The organism is Spartinivicinus poritis (assembly GCF_028858535.1).
Taxonomy (GTDB): Bacteria; Pseudomonadota; Gammaproteobacteria; order Pseudomonadales; family Zooshikellaceae; genus Spartinivicinus; species Spartinivicinus poritis.
This window is the reverse complement of record NZ_JAPMOU010000042.1, coordinates 17,021-41,300: the sequence shown is the minus strand read 5'-3', so window position 1 is coordinate 41,300 and position 24,280 is coordinate 17,021. Positions and strand designations below refer to the sequence as shown.

Here is a 24,280-nt window from a genome sequence, read left to right as displayed (position 1 = left end):
CACTTTCTGCTAAGTCACGGCAGTCTTCTATCCATAGGGACTCCGTTATACGGTGTTGATAGTCTTCCAAATAATGACCTTGCCATTGCCCCTCCTGCTGAACAAAAGCCAGGCGCAGCACATCATGACGCTGGTATAAAGCAGCTAAGAGCTGAAGCAGTGCTGGCTCATTAACACCACTGGGTACTGTCAACCACTGAGCTTGGTTGAAGTGATATAGGTCAGCCTGATCACCCGTAAAAAAGTGCTGCTGAATCGGTAACAGCAGCTGCTCACCTTTAACTGATTGCTGTGAAGCGGTATTGGTGACTTCTTCAACATACAGTGCCAGCTCGGCAATTGTTTGGTGCTCAAATAACTGTCGCGTTGCTAGCTGATAACCTGCCTGTTTAGCTTGTGAGGCCACCTGAATGGCTAAAATAGAATCACCGCCTAAGGCAAAGAAATTATCGTTAACGCCAACCTGGCTAATGCCTAAAACATTTTGCCAAACCTCACAAAGCGCCATCTCAGCAGCGGTTTGCGCGGCCTGATAGTTATCACTCATGAGGCTGTAATCAGGAATAGGTAACTGTTTTCGCTCAACCTTACCATTGGGGTTCAGTGGCAGCTTATCCAGCGGAACAAATGCCGAGGGAATCATATACCCTGGTAACTGTTGCTTAAGTAATTGTCGTAAGGTGGCTGTTGCATTCTCTTCAGCTGCATCGTCAGCGCTGGTCCAGTAAGCAACAAGCCGTTTATCCCCAGCCTGATCCTCTCTAACCATCACATACGCTTCCTTCACCAGAGGCTGCTTCAGTAACGCTGACGTTACCTCTTCCAGTTCAATCCGGAAGCCTCGCAACTTCACTTGATGGTCAACACGTCCCTGGAATTCTAGCTCGCCACTCGGTAGCCAGCGGACTAAATCCCCAGTCCGATAAAGTGTGACATCAGGGTCAAGCGGGCTTTGAATAAAGCGCTCTGCCGTCAAATCTGATCTATTGAGATAGCCTCGGGCAAGGCCTGTACCACTGATATAAAGCTCTCCAATCACACCCTGAGGTACTAGCTGACGATGTGAGTCCAGTACATAGACATTTATTCCAGGAAGAGGCCTGCCAATGGCAACCTGTATGTTTTCCGGAGCCAGTGCCGCAGCTGTTGTACATACTGTTGACTCAGATGGACCATAGCCATTAACCATGTGACGACCAACTGACCACTGCTGTACGAGTGGTAATGGGCAATGTTCTCCGGCCACCAATAAATGATCGACCCCTTGCCACTCATTAATATCCAATACCGACAATAGGCTGGGAGGGAGTGTGGTATGAGTGACTTGCTGTTGATTAACAACTTCGGTTAATAACTCTGCCGATTGAACCACTTCCTGGCTCACTAGAACCAACTCAGCGCCAGCATTCAGAGCACCTGCCCACTCAAATGTCGCAGCATCAAAACTAAAGGAAGCAAACTGCAATACACGGCTACTGTTTTTAATTTGAAAGAACTGCTGCTGGCTAATAGCTAAGTTGACTAGCCCTGCATGCTGCAGCATCACCCCCTTCGGCTTACCAGTTGAGCCAGAGGTATAAATTACATAGGCCAGATGACTTGGCTCAAGACCAAGGGTGGCAGGTGCAGTATTGGTTTGTGGATAGTTTTCCAGTTGCTGAGTCGTATCAGATTGATCAATTACCAACAGGTTAAGCGATGGCTCCACAGGTAACTGCTTAATGAGATGCTGCTGCGTAATCACCAGTGATAGTCCGCTATTACTGATCATGTACGACAGGCGCTCTTCTGGATAGGTTGGATCAAGCGGCACATAAGCACCTCCTGCCTTCAACACACCTAGCAGTGAAACGATAAGCTCAATCGAACGCTCACAGCAGATACCCACTAAACTGTCAGGTTTAATGCCCTGCTCAACCAGGTAATGCGCTAATTGGTTAGCCCGACGATTCAGCTCAGCATAACTAACCGTTTGCGTATCAAAGCGCAGGGCCGTGCTATCAGGTCTGACTTTAACCTGCTGCTCAAATAACTGCTGAATACATAGCCCACTGACACCAGTATGCTCTGGTGTCAATTCAGTATGACCGAGGGCTAGCAGTTGTTGCTGCTCCTCTACATTGATACATTGAAGCTGGTGGGCTGGTGCAGATGGGGCTACCACAATATTTTCCAGCAACACCGCGAAGTGCTCTGCCATTCTGGCAATGGTTGATCTTTCAAACAGGCTGGTGTTGTACTCCCAGCTCAATCCTAAACCTTGGGCGGTTTCCTCAACATTCAGAGTCAGATCAAATGCGGTTACTGTGGTTTTGGCAGGTATATTTTCCCAATCAACCTCATTCAGCTCCAGTTTACCTGCTGGGGTGTTTTGCACCGCCAACATGACTTGGAACAACGGATGATGACTGAGGTGCCGATTCGGCTGAATCGCTTCAACCAAATGCTCAAACGACACTTGCTGATGCTCATAAGCTTCTAGTGCCGTTGTCCGGGTTTGCGTTAATAACTCGATAAATGAGTGATTAAGATCGACTTGGGTACGAATAACCAAGTTATTGACGAAGAAACCAACCAGCGACGAGAGCTCTAATTGGTCACGGTTGGCAACGGGTGTACCAATCAGAATATCCTGATCACCACTGTAGCGACTGAGCAACAGTGAAAGCACTGTATTCAAGCCCATAAACAAGGTAGCACCCTGCTTCTGGCACAACTCAACAAAGCGGCTAGTCAATTGACTGGTTAGCTGTGTCTCAACTACATCACCGGTATACACCTGCACCGCTGGCCGTGGTTTATCTAATGGCAAACTATGAATATCGGGTGCACCTGACAGCTGTTGTCGCCAATAAGTCAGATGATCATCAAGGTAATCCCCCTGCAACCACGCTCGCTGCCAGATTGCATAATCAGCATATTGGAGGGGTAGTGGTGCTAACTGAGGCTGACTGCCTAAACAAAGGGCGTTATAGCACTGGCTAAGCTCAGTAATAAATACATCCGCAGACCACCCATCAGAGGCAATATGGTGCATGACAAACAGTAACACGGACTCACTCTCACTGAGCTTCAGCCAGGCCACACGGAACATCAGGTCTTCACTTAAGTTAAAGCCCTTCTCTGTAAATGTCTGCTGATAGCAAGCCACTTCTTGTGCTTGCTCTGTATCAGAAAGCCCTGATAAATCCACTTCAACAAGCGGGAATACTTCAGGTGCTGAGTTAACCTTTTGATAAGCGATACCATTGTCATTGTTATGGTATGTGGTTCTGAGTACCTCATGACGATCAACCAGCAACGTCAGCGCTGTTCTTAAGATATCTGAGCGAGTGACACCTTTAAGCTGCAAAGACGCTGGCATGTGATATTGCTGACTGCCACCTTCCATTTGATGGACAAACCATAAACGCTGCTGGGCATAAGACAACGGTATTTGGGAAGGTCTAACCTGCTCTTGTAGTGTTGGTAGCTTATGGACTTCTAATGCTTCAGGTTGGGCTTTTTCAAGCTGCGCTGCAAAATCACGTAACACTGGTGTAGTAAATATAGATTTGACGGTTAAAGAGAGATCAAAAGCGTCTCTAATAACTGCCAGCAGACGTATCGCAACTAGAGAGTGTCCGCCTAGCTCAAAGAAATTGGCTTCACGACTGATGGGTTCTTTTATCCCTAAAACATCAGCCCAAAGCCCTGCCAGTTTTTCTTCCGTAGCTGTTTCCGGTGCAATATAGACTTGTTGAACCTGCTGCAACGTTGGTTTTGGTAATGCCTTGCGATCCACTTTACCATTGGGCGTTAATGGCAGTTTATCCAATACCACCAACGCTGATGGCACCATATAGGCCGGTAACTGTGCTTTTACGTGGTCGTATATAGAGGCTTCAACTACTTGTTTATCACCATCAGCAGTACTGGCCAATACAAGATAACTCACCAGTTGTCGATCTGTTTGTTCCTCATTCAGTACATCGCAGGTGACTGCTTCACTGACCGCTTCATGGGATAACAGTGCCGCTTCAATCTCACCCAGTTCGATTCGAAAACCGCGGATTTTTACTTGGTGATCAATACGACCGATATAGTCTACTTCACCATTGGCCAGCCAACGGGCCACATCACCGGTGCGGTATAACCGACTATTGGGGTCATCATTAAAAGGATTTAGCACAAACCGTTCTTCGGTTAATTTCGGTCGATTTAAATAGCCACGGGCTAGCCCATCCCCGCCAATATATAATTCACCGGTTACTCCTTCAGGTACCGGCTGCATTTGCGAATTGACGATATAAAACTGGGTATTAGCAATCGGATGGCCAATCGTAATTGCCGTTTGTTTCGCTGTTAACCGCTGAACCGACGACCAAACTGTCGTTTCAGTAGGACCGTATACATTCCATAATTCAATCGAATCTTCCGGCTGTAGCGCGGTTTTTAACGCACTATTTAATGCCTCACCACCACAGATCATTTTTAAATTAACACTGGGTTGCCAGCCGTTACTAATTAGCATTTGCCAAGTCGCTGGCGTGGCTTGCATGACATTGACCTGATGACGCTCTAATAAATTCGTTAATGCATCAGGGTTGAGCGTATCGGCTGAGCCAGCGACAACTAATTCTCCACCGGTAATTAACGGTAAATACAGTTCTAACGTGTGAATATCAAAACAAATAGATGTCACCGCTAATAGTCTATCGCCTACGGTTAAACCTGGTTGTTGCTGCATGGACAATAAAAAATTCACCAGTGACTGGTGCTCAATCGCAATCCCTTTTGGTTTACCAGTAGAACCTGACGTATAAATCACATACGCCAAATGTTGTGCAGTAAAACCGGCCACAACTGGATTTTCGATAAATCCTTGGCTGCCGAGCTGTTGCTTTATCGTCGGGACATCTAAGCAAAGGGTGTTGGCCGCGACTGACATTGCAGATAATGTCGCTTGCAGTGCTGTACTGGTCAGCACCACCACCGGCTCACTATCTGCCAACATGTATTGAATACGATCCTGCGGATAGTTGGGGTCTAATGGCACATACGCCCCACCCGCTTTCACAGTAGCTAACAGTGCCACTACCATGTCGATAGAACGCTCTAAATACACCCCAACCAGCTGATCAGGCCCAACCCCTTGAGCTTGTAAAATAACCGCTAATTGATTGGCCTGTTGATTTAATGCGGCATACGTCAGTGATTTATTATTAAAGGTCACCGCAATGGCATCCGGTGTACGGGCTACTTGAGCTTCAAATAACCCTGGTAAACTAACTGCTTTTGGATACTCAGCAGCTGTCTTATTATAATCCATTAATAACCGCCGCTGTTCCGCTGCACTGAGCATCGGTAAACTAAAAACATTTTGTTCTGGGCTGGCTAACAGGCTTATTAATAATTGATTAAAGCTGGCTGCCATTCGCTCGATGGTCGACGCTTCAAATAAATCCATGCAATATTCCCAGTAGCAAACCAGCCCACCGGCCTGATCACCCAGTATATTTAAGCTCAGATCAAACTTTGCAACAGGAGCTGCTTCAGCAAGCTCTTCTACCAATAATTCTCCCACCTGCTGTTTTACAACTACTTGCTCCTGTACCAGCAACATAACCTGAAACAGAGGGTGGTGACTTAACTCACGGCTGGGTTGTAGCACCTCAACCAGCTGTTCAAATGGCAATTGCTGATGGGCATAGGCATCCAAAGCGGTTTCTCGGCAGCGGGCCAACAGTTCAGTGAACTGTGGGTTGCCTGACAGGTCGGTGCGCAGCACCAGGGTATTCACAAAGAAGCCAATGAGCGCTTCAGTCTCCAGCTGCTCACGGTTAGCTACCGGTGTACCCATCACAATGTCAGTTTCACCACTGTAGCGACTGAGTAGCAAGGCAAAAGCCGCTTGTAAGCCCATAAACAGGGTCACGCCCTGAGCCTGACAAAACTCTCTAAATGCAGAAGCCAACTCCACAGGGATGGCTTGCTGACACAAAGCACCTACATAGCTTTGTTCTTTAGGGCGAGGTTTATCCAATGGCAGGCTGTGCACATCGGGAAGACCAACGAGCTGTGCTGCCCAGTAATCCAGCTGCTGCTGTAGCACTTCACCTTGTAGCCAGTTTCGCTGCCAAACCGCATAGTCTGCGTATTGAATGGGTAAAGCAGGTAATGGGCTTAACTCACCTTGACAGTAAGCTTGATATAAGGCGGTTAGCTCAGCCAATAGCACATCGGTAGACCAGCCATCCGAGGCAATATGGTGCATGGTTAGCAACAGAACGGCCTCATTCTGAGTCAGGTTAATGAGCTGACAACGCAGTAACAGATCATGGCTAAGGTCAAAAGGTCTATCTGCTTCCATTTGAATCAGCCGCTTCAGTTGCAATTCACGCTGATTGGCCGTCAGGGTGGTTAAGTCAACCGTCTTTAAGTTCAGCTGTTGAGGAGCTGCCTGAATCAGCTGGAGGGCTTGGCCTTTTTCCTCGATAAAACAAGTACGCAGCACTTCATGTCGAGTAACAATGGTGGCTAAAGCATCTGATAGCGCCTGTTTGTTTAGACGACCAGTCAGCTTATACACCCCAGGCATGTTGTAAAAAGCACCACCCTCCAGCTGTTGAATAAACCAGAGACGTTGTTGAGCAAAGGACAGGGGTAGCGGCGCTGAGCGATCAACAGGCTTAATCGCAGGTGCACAGCTAGTCGTTAGGCTGGCAATTTCTTTCGCCATATTGGCTAACGTGGCACTGATAAAGACCTGCTTAATGGATAACTCGGCTCCAAACAGCTCCCTTATCTTCGCCACCAGCCTGACAGCCAGCAACGAGTGCCCGCCTAACTTAAAGAAGTTGGCTTGAGCACTGACTGGATTATTGAGCTCCAATACCTCCTGCCAGATCACGGCCAGCTGCGCTTCCGTTTCAGTCGCTGGTACCACATAATCATCACCTGCCATATACTCAGGTGCCGGTAACGCTTTGCGATCCAATTTACCGTTTGCATTGACCGGAAACTCTGCCAATACCACCCAAGCGGCAGGAATCATAAAGTCCGGTAACTGATCCTGGAGCTGCTGGCGCAACAAGTCGATAAAAGCCGAGTGTTCAGCGGTAATCGTTGCTGCATCAGCTGGGACCACATAGGCTACTAGCTGCTTATCGCCTGGCTCATCTTCACGCACCAACACCACCGCATCATGCACCGCGTCCTGGTGACGTAGCGCGGTTTCAATCTCACCCAGCTCAATCCGGAAGCCCCGTAGTTTGACCTGGGTATCCAGTCGGCCAAAGAACTCCAGTTCACCATTGGCTAGCCAGCGCACCAGATCACCCGTGCGATAAACACGCGCTTCAGGCTCAGAACTGAATGGATGCGTCATAAACTTCTCGGCCGTCAGCTCAGGGCGATTCAAATAGCCCCTTGCCAGGCCAACCCCGCCTATCAGTAACTCACCGGGTACACCAACAGGTACTAGCTGTTGCTGGCTATCCACTACATACACTTCAGTATCCAGAGTGGCTCGACCAATCGGCACGCTCACCCCACCACCTGCTGGTTGATCCGCATTTCCTGCGTTCAGCCAGTAAAGCGTCGATGAAATGGTGGTTTCCGTCGGCCCGTAGTTATTGATTAACTGGCATTGCTGTTGGGCAGGGCCCGTTAGCCAACCTTCGGCAAAGTCTGGTGGTAATACATCACCACTGACCACTAATCGGCTCAGCGAGGTTCCCTGCCAAAAAGCGGTATCCGTTAGCACAGGCTCTAACAGTGCCTTGGCATACATCGGTGGGAATTCAGTAATGGTGATGGGGTTAGTTTGCAGCCAGCTGACAAACTCCGCCGAAGTCCATAGCTCAGCAGGACGAATATAAAGGCTGGCACCTGTTGTGAGTGCCTCAAACACCTGCTCCACTGCCGCATCAAAGCCAATGTTGGAGAACTGCAGCACCCGGTCTTCGGCGGTAATACCATAGGCTTGCACAATGCTTTGAACATGGCTGACCAACGCCTGGTGCTCAATCATTACCCCTTTGGGCTTGCCCGTAGAGCCTGAGGTATAAATGACATAAGCCAGGTTGCTAGGCGTGACACCCGTTTGGGCCACTGACAAGTTTGAGACTGGCTGTGCAGCCAGCTGGCTATGGAATGCAGAGTCATCCCAGTACACAGAGTCAGCTTCTACCGATTCCAGTTTGCTTTGCTGAGCCCGTTCGGTAATGACCAGCTGACAGCCGCTGTCGCTAACCATGTAGTTCAAACGATCAACTGGGTAGCTGACATCCAGTGGCACATAAGCTCCACCCGCTTTATGCACCGCCAGGATAGTGACGATCATCGCCATGGAGCGTTCTAAGCACATGCCCACCAATACATCTGGGCCAACTCCTTGCTGGACCAGCCAATGGGCTAACTGATTGGCCTGCTGGTTGAGCTCAGCGTAGCTCAGGGTGTCACCTTCAAGCACTAAGGCAATGGCTTCAGGAGTTGTCGCTGCCTGCTGTTCTACCTGCTCATGAATACACTGATTAATTGGCCAGTGCTTAGCGGCTTGTCCTTGGACAAGCAGTGCCTGCTGCTCTGTTTGGGTCAGTATCGACAACTGCTGAATCGCTTGCGCTGGCTGACTCACGATGCTTTGCAACAAGTTGATTAAGTGCTGAGACATTCGGGTAATGGTGTCTGCCGCAAACAGCTCCGTGCAGTATTCCCAGTAGAATGTCAGTTGCCCATCAGCCTGGCTATCCAGCACATTCAAGGTCAGATCAAACTTAGCAGTCGGGCTGGTTTCCTCTAGCTCTTCTAGCACCAAGTCACCCAGCTGTTGCTTGGCAGCACCTTGGGTTTGCACCGCTAACATCACCTGGAACAATGGATGGTGACTTAAGTGACGGTTGGGTTGTAGCACCTCAACCAGCTGTTCAAATGGCACCTGTTGATGGGCATAGGCATCCAACGCCGTTTCTCGGCAGCGGGCCAGTAGTTCAGTGAACTGTGGATTACCTGACAGGTCAGTGCGCAGCACCAGGGTATTCACAAAGAAGCCAACCAGCGCTTCAATCTCCAGCTGCTCACGATTGGCAACGGGTGTACCCATTACAATATCGGTTTCACCACTGTAGCGACTGAGTAGCAAGGCAAAAGCCGCTTGTAAGCCCATAAATAGGGTCACGCTCTGAGCCTGGCAGAAATCTCTAAAAGATGCGGCTAATTCCGTAGGTACAGCTTGCTGATATATATCACCCGCATAGCTTTGTTCTTTCGGGCGAGGCATATCCAATGGCAGGCTGTGCACATCAGGAAGATCGACGAGCTGTGCTGCCCAGTAATCTAGCTGTTGCTGTAGCACGTCACCTTGTAGCCAGTTCCGCTGCCAAACCGCATAGTCTGCATATTGAATGGGTAAAGCAGGCAATGGAGCTTCCTCTCCCAGGCAGTAAGCTTGATAAAGGCTTTCAAGCTCACCCATCAAAATATCCAGTGAAACGGCATCGCCTGCGATATGGTGCAGTGTCAACAGCAGCACATGTTTTTCAGGTTCTAGGGCTACTAACTGCCCTCTAATCATTAGCCCTTGTTGTAAGTCAAACGGCTTCTCTGCCTCTGCCAATCGTAGTTGGGCTAGCTGTTGAGCCTGCTGCTCTCCACCTTTGCCAGTCCCCTCTTTGTCTACACACCCAGCCAGCTGAAGATCAACCTGATTTAGGGTAAAGGCTTCAAGCTCTGCCTGGATAACCTGGTAAGCCTCTCCCTCCTCAACAGCGAAACAGGTTCTTAAACTCTCATGCCTACTGATCAACTGATTCAATGCCTGATTTAGTGCATCAATATTCAGCACACCCAACAACTGCACAGCAATGGGCATATTGTATAAGCTGCTGTCTTCCTCCAGTTGGGTTAAAAACCAGAGCCGTTGCTGCGCATAGGACAGCGGTAGCAGCGATTGGCGATCCACTTTGGTGATAGCAGGTACCTGACCTTCATCCAGATGCGCGCTATCAATGAACTGGGCGAGTGAAGCGAGAGTAGGATGAGTAAAGATGCACCGAACATTAACTTCTTTTTTGAATTGATCTCGCAGCTCAGCAATCAGGCGAATAGCGAGCAAAGAGTGACCACCCAACGCAAAGAAATTAGCGTGGCACCCTACTGGTTCTTCAGTGTTAAGCAGCTGTTGCCACAGCGCGGCGAGCACTTTTTCTGTAGTTGTTTGTGGCGCTTCATAGTGCGTTGCTGTTTGCAGCTTAGGTGCAGGAAGCGCTTTTCGATCAACCTTGCCATTGGGAGTCAGTGGTAATGCATCTAGCACAACCCAGCCTACTGGCACCATATAATCTGGCAGCTGTTCAGACAGGGTTTGTTGCAGTGAAGCAATCCACTTTGTTTCATTAAGAGCTGATTCACCAAGAACGGCTTCATCAGCAGCGCCTTCAGCAAGCTCGTGCTGTGATTGAGCTGTGGGCACCTTCATTTTGGCTGTAGGCACCTTCGTTTTAGCTGTGGGCACTACATAAGCCACCAGCCGCTTATCACCTGGCTGATCTTCTCGGGCAATCACCACACAATTGCTGACACCAGAGATACTACCCAATAGGGTTTCAATTTCACCCAGCTCAATCCGGAAGCCACGCAATTTAACCTGGTGATCAATCCGACCTAAGTATTCAATCGTGCCATCTGGCAACCAGCGGGCAAGATCGCCTGTCCGGTATATTCTTGGCTCCTGGCCAGAGTTTGCTTTGGCAAAGGGGTTTGGCAAGAACCGCTCAGCCGTAAGCTCATCACGGTTAAAGTAGCCTCTAGCCAGGCCAGTCCCACCAATAAACAGCTCACCAACAACACCGATGGGCACCGGTTTTAACTGAGCATCCAACACATACAGTTGCGTGTTATCAATTGGCTTACCGATGGGCACTGAACGCCCGACAAAATTCGGCTGACACTGCCAGCAGCTCACATCAATCGCTGCTTCTGTGGGCCCATATAAGTTGTAAAGCTCAGCATGATGGTTCGCCAGAAAACGGTTTTGCACATCCACCGCTAGCGCTTCACCACTACAGACCACCAGTCGTAAGCTAGGAGTTCGGTGCTGATAGCGCCCATCAGCGATAAAAGTCGCCAGCATCGGGGGCACAAAGTGCATGACTGTGATACCTGCCTGCTCAATGGTATCCAGCAAGTAATCAACGTCTTTGTGCCCTTCTGGTTTTGCCATCACCACCGATGCACCTGTCACCAGAGGCCAGCAGTACTCCCAAATGGACACATCGAAACCAAATGGGGTTTTCTGCAAGACGTTATCAGTGGCCTTTAAACCAAACTGCTTTTGCATCCAGTGAATTCGATTAACTAGACCGCGATGCTGATTCATCACTCCTTTCGGTTTACCCGTTGAACCAGAGGTATAAATCACATAGGCCAAATGTGTCGCGGTTAAGCCAATACGCTGGATATCAGGGTTTGCAACAGGCTGACAAGTCAGCTGCTGCTGAACCTGATCATCATCAAGACAAAGAAGCTGATTTGCAGATAGGGTCAACTTGCTTACCAGGCCTGAGTGCGATATCAGCACACTTGCCTGGCTATCTTCTAGCATATAAGCCAAGCGGTCTGTGGGGTAGCTTGGGTCTAGCGGTACATAGGCTCCACCCGCTTTTAACACCGCTAAAATGGCAACGACCATATCAATAGAGCGTTCGAGACAAATGCCCACTAACTGATCCGGCTTAACCTCAAGCTGCACCAAATAATTTGCCAGTTGATTAGCGCGCTCATTAAGTGCTTGGTAAGTAAGTGCCTGTCGCTCAAATCGAATGGCCACTGCATCAGGAGATTGCTCAACCTGCTTTTCAAATAGCTGGTGAATACAACTATGGTCGGGGAAATCCACGGCGGTATTATTCCATTCCGTTAACACTTGGCACGCAGCGACTTCCGTTAATAGGGAAAGTGATAAAACCGGTTGCTCAGGTGTCTGAATAATGCTTTCAAGCAACCGATTAAACTGTACCGCCATTTGTTCAATCGTATTAGCATGAAACAGATCAGTATTATATTCCCAGGCAAGCGCCAAGCCATCTTCCAGCTCTTCAACCGTCAACATCAGATCAAACTGTGCTCGACTGGCAGTAAGCGGCATAGGTGTACAACTTATGTTTTCTAGTTGCATCGCCTGCTGACGGCTATTAAGTACCAGCATGACTTGGAAAAGCGGGTGATAACTTAAATCCCGAGCAGGTTGTAATACTTCAACCAACTGCTCAAATGGCACCTGCTGATTCGCATAGGCATTAAGTGCCGTATTTTTTGTTTGTTCAAGTAACTGCAAATAACTTGGGTTATCGACTAAATCCAAACGCAACACCAAGGTATTAACAAAAAAACCAATCAGTTCAGCAAGGCTTTGCTGATCGCGGTTGGCAATTGGGGTGCCTACAACTATATCGTTATCACCGCTATAGCGGGCAAGCAGCACTGAAAAAGCGGCATGCAAGCCCATAAATAAGGTAACGCCTTGTTGTTGACATAGCCCTTTAAACTGGTCCGTTACTTGGTTAGTTAACTGACAATAATGCCACTGACCTTGATAACTCTGCGTAACAGGACGTGGTTTATCTAGCGGTAAATTATGTACAGCGGGTAAATTCGCTAATTGCTTTTTCCAGAAGCTGAGTTGAGTATCCAGCAATTGGCTGACCTGAGAACTACGCTGCCATAAGGCATAATCTCGGTATTGAATTGACAAATTAGCCAGTGCAGCTTCGTTATTGTTGTTATACGCTAGATATAACTGACTGATCTCATCCATTAATAAACCCAGCGACCAGCCATCAGACGCGATGTGATGCATGGTAAGCAATAATACAACGTCTGTAGTATCAAGCTTTATCAAAAGCCCTCTTAGTAATAAATCCGTCGATAAATTAAAAGGTTTATCTGCTTCCTCTTGTTGCAAATCAAGTATTGTCTTTTCCTGTTTATATTTATCAACAGTTTGTAAATCGACCAATAGCAGTTGCCATTTTTCAGGCATAGCCTGTACCTGCTGATAAACGTCCCCTGATTTATTAATAAAACAGGTTCGCAATACCTCATGCCGCTCAATAATGGTCGCTAATGCCTTGTTTAATACACTAAGGTTCACATCCCCTTTAAGCCGGAAAGCAAGCGGCATATTATAATGAGCACTACCACCCTCCATTTGATCAATAAACCAAAGCCGTTGTTGCGCATAAGATAGTTGGCACAAATCCTGACTGGCATTTGACTGAATTTCAGGTAAGCAGGTTTGCTGCTGTGCAATTAATTGATCAATTAATTTGGCTTGATCACAAAGAATAGCATGCTCAAAAATCTGGTTAATCGCTATTTCAATAGCAAACTGCTTACGAATAGCAGCCACTAACTGCATCGCTAGTAATGAGTGCCCACCTAAACTAAAGAAGCTTGCAGAACCATTATTAACGGTTGTTTTTAGCAAATTGCTCCAGATAGTACTTAATGTAGCCTCTGTTAATGTGGTCAAGGCTGAAAAGTTCGTTTGGTCCTCATAATAGTTGGGTTGAGGTAAAGCACGATAATCTACTTTGCCATTAGCATTAAGTGGCAGTGCTGATAATACTTCTATAGCAGAAGGCTGCATATAGCTAGGCAGTTTTTCAGCAAGTATTGCTTTTATTTCATGAACTTTGTTACGTACGGATTCATCTTGAGCATCTACAGCATCGTTTATATTTAACGTGTCTTTATCAAGTGCACTCTCATTTAACGTGCTCTTATAAAATTCACTCTGATTATCCAATACAACATAAGCCACAAGTTTTTTATCACCCACGGTATCTTCCCGCAGCATCACATAATTATCAGCAATACCCGAAATATGGCTTAATACCGTTGCAATGTCATCAAGCTCTATTCGAAAGCCTCTAAGCTTTATCTGATTATCAATTCTATTAACATAAATCAGTTGACCTTCATCATTCCAGTAAACTAAGTCACCAGTTTTATAAAGCTTTTCATGAGTTTTACTGACAGAAAATGGACTATCAATAAAACGCTCTGCTGTTAGTTCTGGCCGATTTAAATAAGCCCTAGCAACACCATCACCACCTAAATACAGCTCGCCCACTACACCTGAAGGCAGTATATTTAACCACCTATCCAACACATAAGCTGTAGAGTTCGCAATTGGCGAACCAATTGGATAGATATCTTGAGCTTGTGTAACCTCATAATAGGTACTAAACGTTGTATTTTCTGTAGGGCCATACACATGTAACAAGTGTTTGGGCTTACCCTCTGCTACAAGCACTTTATTGACATGAGCAACAGAAACTGCTTCACCACCAAATAACAAGTATTTTAACGATTTAAAACCACAAGGGTTCTGTTCAGCCATCACATTGAATAAAGCGGTGGTGATAAACAGCGTTGTGATTCGATCATTGATAAGCTGTTGCTGTAATTTTGCTGGCGACAATAGTGTTGCTTTTGGAACGTAAACTAATCGAGCACCATTTAACAACGCTCCCCATACTTCAAATGTAGCTGCATCGAATGAATGGTTTGAGGCTTGAGCGACAACATCTGTTGATTTAAATGGCACGTAGTCACTGTTTAAAACCAGTCGTAAGATGCTCTGCTGTTCAACCGCTACACCTTTTGGCTTACCTGTTGAGCCCGAGGTATAAATAACATAAGCCAAGTTTTGGCTTGTTATAATAGGTTGATTGACTACTTCATCTGATATCTGCTGTTCTAACTCAGTAATTATTAAGTCATCATCTAAACATATCGTTAAATGTTCAGATTGATTATTAACAATCTGCTTTGCTAAATTCGAGCTGGTTAAAATAATGTTTGTACCACAGTCTGCAATTATATCGGCAAGACGATCACTTCCCTGTTCAGGGTCTAATGGCACATAAGCGCCACCGGCTTTGATAATTGCCAGCATTGCAATAATTAAATCAACAGACCTATCAAGATAAATGCCTACTAGTGTTTCAGCATGAACTCCTTGCTCAATTAAATAGTTGGCAAGCTGATTTGCCTTGCAATTTAACTCAGCATAAGTCAGTTGTGTTTCGCCAAATACAACGGCTGTTTTTTGTTTACTGTATTTAAGTTGATCTTCAAATAAAGTATTAATGGATTTATGAGCAGGATAAGTCGTTGATGTATTATTCCACTGTTTAACCTGCTGATCCACTTGTTCATCTGATAGTAACGACAGCTGCTGTACAGGCTGACTAACATCTTTTGCAATAGCATTTAAAAGCTGTACCAAGTGATCAAGTAACTGCCTAACAAATCCAGCACTTAATTGGTCTGTGTCATATAGTGCTTTTACCTGGATTTGCTTACCCGGTATTATCACTATTGCAATAGGGTAATTCGTTTGCTCTATTGCATTAATATCCTTTAATGGAAGCTGATATGACTCGCCTTCACTCCACTGGCGATAATCATCAAATGGGTAGTTTTCAAAAACTAAAATTGAGTTAAATAGTTTTTGTTCATTTTCAATCTCACTCCACTTATGAATATCTGTTAACGATGAATGACTGAATTGGTCGTGGTTTATCTGTGAGGCATGAACACTCTGCAACCAGCTTTCTACGGCTGACTCCTCCTCTGGAATCGTAATACGAGTGGGTAAGCTATTTATAAATAGCCCAACAATGCTTTCTACATCTGAAATTTGGTCTGTACGCCCAGAACGGGTTGTACCATACACAACATCAGCAGTATTACAATAACGAGCTAATAACGCTCCCCATGCACTTTGAAACACACTACTTAATGTGACTTGTGCTTGTTTGGCAGCATCTTGTAATCTCGCAGATAATGAACCATTTAATAAGCTAATTTGCTGACCCGAATCATCAGCAGCTTTATTTTGCTCGCATGACTGTTCGTATGGCTGTTCGTATGGCTGTTCGTATGGCTGTTCGTATGGATAATAGCTGGGCATATTGAGCAAAGTTGGCTCAGCAAATCCAGCTAAATACGCTTGCCAGTAGCTTTTCGCTTCATGTTTATTTTGCTGGTTGAGCCAGCTGATATAATGTCGATAAGGAACAACAGGAGCAAGTTCAGCCGTTTTATTTAGTTGATTTGCTTCATACAACGCAGACAAATCTTTTAATAATAAAGGAATACACCAGCCATCAAGTAAAGCATGAAAATGCGTCCATACCAGATGAAACATTTCATCTGCTTGCTTCACCAAGACAAAACGCATCAAAGGTGCTTGACTCACATTAATTTGTTGCTGTTTTTCAACAAGCAATAAATTATCCCACTGCTGTTGATAATCAGCAGCGGACAATGCTGACCAATCTATTTCTTGCCAAGGCAGCTCTTCTATATGATGTTCAACCAGTTGTAGCGGTTGTCCTTGCTCTAAGTGAACAAACGCAGTTCTTAATACAGCATGTCGATCAATTAACTGACACCAAGCTTGCTTTAAGGCTGAAGCGTTAACCTGCCCCAACCTCAGAATCATTTGCGTCATATACATGCCTGACGCTGTATTTAATTGATTATGAAATAGCATTCCTTGCTGCATTGGCGTGCAAGGATATAAATCTTGAATCTGATACTTAGCTTGTAGGCTATCAAGTCGATCTTGATTAATATTGACTAAAGGAAAATCACTCGGTGTACTTTGAGCAGGTGAATTAAAGCAGTGCTCAATAATTGAATTCAAGTGTTCTATATAACGGTTAGCAATTGTTTCAATAGTTGCATCATGATATTCACAACGATTATAGTCCCAATCCAATTGCAACTGACCGTTGGTCATGATCCCAACAATACTTAGTCGATGACTCCGCTGGCGATTATTGCTTACCCAATCACCCGTATTCTCAAAACTTCCCTCCAATATCAAGGCTGAATCTGTTTTATCAGAGTTTAGCTCTTTATTTTCCAGCTGTTTATTTTCAAATTGGCCTAAATAGTTAAATATGAGCTCCAATGGTGAAGTTGAATTTAAATCTGCATCTTTATTGAGATAACGTAGCACATCGTAGCCCAGTCCTTTATTAGGCACTGCTCTTAACTGTTCTTTGACTGACTTAATTTGTTGGCCAATGCCACCATCAACACTGGTTAACACCACAGGAAAAGTTGTCGTAAACCAACCAATTGTTTCACTTAAATCAAGCTGGCTGTTGAGTTCCTCTCTGCCATGCCCTTCAAGTGCTAATCGAATTGCATCACTCTCTTGCCACTCAGCAATAGTTAGTAGCAAAGCGGTTAACAATAGGTCGTTGATTTGTGTATGGTAGCACTGGTTAGCTTGTTGAATTAATACACGGCTAGCGGCTGCCCCAAGTTTAACTGAAATAACACGACTGTTATGACATGTATCTTCATCAGGAGTAGTGATTACTTTATCAACCGGTAAACGGGGGATATTTGTATTCGCTGTGTTAAGCCAATACTGATATTCGGCTTGTAACTGCTCTGACTGGCTAAAGCTTTGTAGCCAATTACCCCATGCTTGATAACTACTGGTATTTTTCCCTAAATCAATTTCTTGATTATTTTGAATTTGGTCCAGAGCAGTTGACAGGTCCTGTAGTAATATACGCCAGGAAACGCCATCAACAATTAAGTGATGGATGACCCATAGCATCTCACGACTGTTTGTACCTACACTCCCCAATATAACGTTACTCAATAGAGGATGTGCTAGATCAAAACTATTATGTGCTTGCTTAACTAAATCCTCAAAATCATCCGAATGTTGCTGACTAATTATACTGTTGTTGATTGCCTCTACCGTTATATCATCTTTATATTCGGCAACCCATTTGTCATTTTGTTTGAGAAAACTGAGTCTGAATACCGCATGGCGTTTATATACTGCCGTTAACGCCTGTAGTAATTGATGCTCAGTCACCGCAGCTAGCAATTGAATTCGCATTGCCTGATTAAAGTAATGCTGATCAACGTTATCTTCGTGAAGAAATGCATACTGAATTGGCAGTAGATCTTGTGTACCTGTTATTGCTTTATTATCTTCTTGCTTATTATTGATTTGTTTAATATGCCTGGATAACTCGGCTATTGTTTGATATTCAAATATTTTCCTGGTACTTAGCTGATAACCTTTTCGAAGTACTCGTGATGCAACCTGTATTGCTAATATCGAGTCACCGCCAATAGCAAAGAAGTTATCATGAATTCCAACTTTTTCTTGTTTTAATACCGCTTGCCAAACTTCACATAATAACTTTTCAACTAGATGCTTAGGTGCTACATAGTTTTCATTCGCTTGATAATTGGGCGTTGGTAAAGCCTTACGATTGACTTTACCATTTGATGTTAACGGTAAGGCAGATAAAATAACAATGGCGCTCGGCACCATATAGCTTGGTAATTGCTGCTTTAGTATCTCACTTATTTGTGTTTCTGTTATCTGTCCATTTTCGTTTAAGGCAACATAAGCAACTAGTTTTTTATGGTTGGTTTTGTCCTCTCTTACAAGAATATAACACTCTTTGATTGCTTCTATATTTAATAAGCAGGCTTCAATTTCACCTAGCTCAATACGAAAGCCTCGTATTTTTATTTGATGATCAATACGACCAGCAAATTCTAAGTTACCATCAGGCAGCCACCGTACTAAGTCTCCTGTACGATACAATTTATCATAATTATTTTTACCAAATGGACTAACGACAAATTTTTCAGCAGTCAATTCAGGTTGGTTTAAATAACCATTGGCTACACCTACACCGCCAATATATAGCTCACCTAAAACACCAATAGGTACAGGCTGTTTAAACTCGTCAAGCACATAGGTTTGAACACCTGGCAAGGGTTTTCCAATATGAATCAAAGGGTAATTTGAGTCAATTTTTCCTAATGAAGCACATACGGTACTTTCGGTAGGCCCATAGGCGTTGATGAAGTCTCTATTTTTACTCCATAACGCGACCATATCGGAAGAGCAGCTCTCACCTGCAACAACCAATGTTTTTACGTTACTCCAATCATCAACATTAAGCGCTGGCAATAATGCGGGAGGAAGTGTTGCATGAGAAATTTTATCTTGTTTTATGGCTGTAGATAGTAACTCTCCAGATTTTATTACGTCCTCATCATATACAAACAACTGAGCGCCAGATGATAGCGTCATCACCCACTCCCAAGTTGCCGCATCAAAACTAATCGAAGCAAACTGTAAAACACGACTACTTGGATTAACACTTAACAGCTCTCTTTGAGCAAAAGCCAAGTTTACCAACCCTTCATGGTTTAATAACACACCCTTTGGCTTACCTGTCGATCCAGATGTGTATATAGTGTACGCTAAGCTTTTTGCAGTTAAGTTATTTTGCGAAACGTCAATGTTAGTGTCAGCTGACTGAGCTATACCACTTGCTGTTTGCTTGTTATCCAAACATAGTAATTCAGCCTTGGTTTTAGGAAAACACTCTTTGAACGTATTTTTGGTTATTACTAATGATAAACGACTATCCTCAACCATATGTTGAAGCCGCTCCTTTGGATAAGCAATATCCAAAGGTAAATAAGCCCCACCGGCTTTCAATATACCTAATATAGAAGTAAATAAATCGATAGAACGATCTATAAATACCCCTACTAGGTCACCTGGCATGACACCATGCTCTTTTAAAAAATGCGCTAGTTGATTAGCTTGTTTATTTAACTTGCTATACGACAGTGAATGGTCCCTAAAGCTAATAGCTTTAGCTGTAGGACGCGCTTCTACCTGTTGTTCAAAAATTTGATGAATAAGGTGGTTTCTTTGTGTGTATTTTTTTTCATTTGCATTAGACCACTCATTAACCAGCAGCTGCTTTTCTGCATCTGTTAGCAAGGAGCACTGCAAAATATCCGTCTGAGGGTTGTCTACACATACCTTCATTAACTGTATAAAGTGGCTGGCAAACCTTTCTATAGTTTCATATTCAAACAGGTCTGCACTGTATTCCCAACTAAGCCTTAGTTTCCCTTCACTTTCAATTGCATTTAAAACTAAATCAAACTTAGCCTTGGTTATTTGAGGTTGCTCTTGCGCTATTTCCAAATCAGTTAATTGATACTTTTCCTGATCAGTATTTTGCAATACCAACATAATTTGAAAAAGAGGATGATGGCTTAGGCTTCTAACAGGTTGGATTTCTTCTACTAACTTTTCAAAAGGAAGCTGATGATTTGAAAATGCATTTAAAGTGTTTTCTTTACATTGGCTTAACAAAGAAATAAATGACGGAGAATCAGATAGATTGGTACGGAGCACCAAAGTATTAACAAAGAAACCGATTAATTCAGAGATGTCAGTTGTGTCTCTATTAGCTGTTACCGTACCTATAACAACATCTCTTTCGTTACTGTATCGGCTAACAAGAGCTGATAAAACAGCAAATAGCCCCATAAATAAAGTTGCACCCTGTTCTTGACACAGTGCCTTGAATTTATCTATATCAGACTGATCAACATCAACACAATAATGGCCACCAGCAAACGATTGTTTGTTAGGTCTAACTTTATCGATGGGTAAGCCATGTAGTTCAGGAATTCCATTAAGTTGCTCTTTCCAATAATTTATCTGCTGAGCTAACACTGCTTCAGTGAACGTAGATCTTTGCCAATAGGCATAGTCAGCGTATTGAACTGATAATTCTTGCAAAGATGTTTTTTTTGCTTCGACTAAGCAGTTATATAAATGGTTTAACTCTTTTATGAATATTGTCAGTGACCATCCATCTGCTGCAATATGATGAATTGTCAAAATTAATTGAAATGAAACTGGACTAAATTTAATCAATCTACCCCGAAGCATTAGATCAGATTGCAAATCATAATCTGCTGTGATTTCCTGATCCTGAATATCAATTGTTGCTTGTTGTTGCTCAGCTTTATTAATTGAAGAGAGGTCAGTTTCATTTAAAGTAAATGAACTTAGTTTTGGCAAAATACTTTGATAGGCACCCCTACCATCATCTTGATAAACAGTTCGCAAGCTTTCGTGACGATTTGCTATTTCAACAAGTGCGTTAGTTAATGCCGCTTTATTTAATTTACCATTTAAGCTCAAGATCAGAGGAATGTTGTAATGGCTACTACTGCCATCAACCTGATCTAATGTCCACATTTGCTGTTGAGAGAAAGAAAGCGGGAGCCTGTCTCTTGTTTCTAACCTCTTAATAAGCGTTGATGTTTTTTGCTTTTCACTAGCATCAACCAATTTAGCTAGATCATGTAAGTTTTTTGCTAAAAATACATCGTGAATTGATAAGTCAATTGAAAATTTTTGCTTTAATTGGGCAAGCAGTCTCATAGCCGTTAGTGAGTGACCACCCAATTGAAAGAAGTTTGCCTCTAGACTTATGGGATCATTAATACCTAATAATTGCTGCCAAGCACTTTCTATAACTTTTTCAGTATCCGTTGTTGTAGCAACATAATCAACATCATAACCCACAAGTTGTTGATAGGCAGGTGTTGGTAGCGCTTTCCGATCAACTTTACCACTTGCATTTAACGGTAAGTTATCAAGCATAACAACTGCACTTGGCACCATATACTCTGGCAGTTGTGTTTTCAGTACTTCACGAATTTCTTGAGAGGATGTGGTTAACCCTGAATGCAGTGCCACATAAGCAACTAATAACTTATTTCCAGGGGTTGGCTCAAAAACGGTGACTACCCCTTCAGCCACAGAAGCATGATTTTGTAAGGCTATCTCAATCTCACCCAGTTCAATACGAAAGCCTCTGAGCTTTATTTGATTGTCTGCTCGCCCGATAAAAGCTAATGTTCCATCAGGCTGCCAGTAAACAAGGTCACCTGTTCGGTAAAGCAGATCATTCGGGTCATCATTAAAAGGGTTTTTAATAAATCGCTCAGCAGTCAACTCTGGCTTATTAACATAGCCTAATGCAACGCCATCTCCACCAGTGTATAACTCACCAACAATCCCTAATGGCACATAGGATTGAGTTTTATCAAGTACATATACTTGAGAATTAGCTAGCGGCTTACCTATCGGTACTGACTGATTTACAGGCCAATTTTTTGGTATAACAAAACAACTCGAAAATACCGTATTTTCTGTAGGGCCATAGCCATTTATCAAGGTTAAATTTGGATTATTCTCATACTGCGATCTCACTGATTTTGGTGACACAACATCACCGCCAACTAATAAATACTTAAGTGTTGGCATCTTTGGTAAAACAGTCGCTGACCATTGATCAAATAATCCGGACGTCAGCCATAATGTATTAACATTATAACTATTAACACTCTCAGCAATTAGTGCCGGCTCAATTAACGCATGAGGATATAGAACAAGACGACCACCATTTAATAATGGACCCCATAGCTCAAACGTTGCTACGTCAAAATTAATGGAACATACCTGAAGAATGACTGTATCAGAGCTAACAGGAACCTGTTCGTTATTGATAACTAACCGGCTCACGCCATGATGAGGAACGGATACCCCTTTCGGCTTACCTGTAGAACCTGATGTATAGATAACATAAACTCTTTCAGAGCCAGCAACTACAGGTAACTCTATATCTTTAAATTTACTGCTATTAGTCAAGGCCTTTTGAATTTCAATAGAATCAACACAAATATTCTTTTGCCCTGATTCGGGCAAGCAGCATTGCAATGACTCTTTAGTTAATACCCATTGCAGTTGACAATCTTTAATCAAATAGTTCAGCCTATCCTCAGGATAGCCAGAATCCAGGGGTACATAAGCACAACCCGCTTTTAGAATAGCCAACATTGATACGACAAAATCAACTGACCGATCTAAACAAAGTCCAACCAGCTTTCTTGAAGAGACTCCTTGAGAAACTAGGTATTTTGCTAGCTGATTCGCTTGTTCATTCAGCTGTTGATAACTAAGCTCCTCATTACCTGCAACAACAGCGATTGAATTTGGAGTAAGAGCTGCTTGCTTTTCAAAGAGGTGATGAATAGCTAGCTCTTTAGGATAAGGTGACGTTGTATCATTCCACTTTTTAAATAAGTCTATCTCTGTATTTGTAACAATATTGATCATATCCAGCTGTTGATCGATATTATTTTGAATAAGGCTAATAAAGCTTACTATTCTCTCTGCAAATAACTCTGCTTCAAATGTGTTAAACACATCTGATCTAAAACAAACCATTAATGTAGAATTGGATGAGCTTTGATCTATATTCCATTGCAGTTGAAGTGGTACTTTATTACTAAAAATACTTCGACTAATTTCTTTTACACAAATACTTTGATACTGATGAGAAGCTAATTCTGCTGTTTCAAAAATAACTGTTTCATATTGTTCATCTCGTAAACGAAATGCATCTTTTTTGCTGTTCAATACTTGATCAACAAGCGTTTGCAAATTGGTCGAGTTTATATCTATTTTTGGAGTATAAGTAGCTATTTCTGAATTGTTTTCATACACACTACCCAATACTGAACTGTCTTTTTTGCAGTTTTTTTGGACACCTATAGAAAACTCTTGCTGATTATTGATCTTATACAAATAAACAGCTAACGCTACAGCTGTTAGCTGCTGAATAGTTAATCCCAACTGAAAGGCTGCTTTATGCAACTTATCATTCACGTTATCAACCAGTGAATAATGTAATACATTGAGCTCCTGATTTTCTGAAAACGACTTATATTGAAGCGCTTTGTTATTCAAATAATTATACTGATCAGCATCTAGCTCAGTTTTATTTATAGGGCTCACTTTATCCAGCCAGTTATTAAGGCTGTCATTCAAGTTGATTTCAATTATACATTTATGCAAGTTATACTTTTCATTTATAAGTAGCTTCTCATATATTGTAAACACATTGCTTATATAATGAGCACAAAAATTTTCTGAAAATAGCGCTGCATTAGTCTGAAGTGTAATCTGATAGCTATCGGCATTAAGCTTAATCAATTGAAAATTAATAGAATATGTCGCTTCTGAAACATTCGAAAGCTGGCTTACATCTTCGCCAGCTCGTTTCTTCAATTTTCCTTGAGGGTTTTCATCATTTGAAAAATCGTCAAACCAAAGGTTTAATGGCATCAAATCACAAGCAATTTTCTGTTTATTTTTATTAAAAAAGAAACAACTTACCTGATCAAAACACAACTTAGCAGCTTTTAACAGCAAATTCCTATCAATTTCATTACTTATTTCAAACAGGCTATTTCTTATAAAAACACCTTCCTGTAATTTACTTTCTATTTCAGCAAAACAGCCGTATCCCTGAGACAATAAGTAATCCCATATTAATTTCAT

At 43.4% G+C, this 24,280-nt stretch carries 1 protein-coding gene (only partly in view); it reads right to left on the bottom strand.

Features of this window, described 5'->3' with window-relative positions; translation table 11 throughout:
* Positions 1–24,280: the 5' portion of a non-ribosomal peptide synthase/polyketide synthase gene (locus tag ORQ98_RS22605; RefSeq protein ID WP_274691081.1), read on the bottom strand. 4,424 nt of this gene lie to the left of the window's left edge; only the first 24,280 of its 28,704 coding nucleotides appear in the window; it begins with the start codon at positions 24,278–24,280; the stop codon falls past the left edge of the window.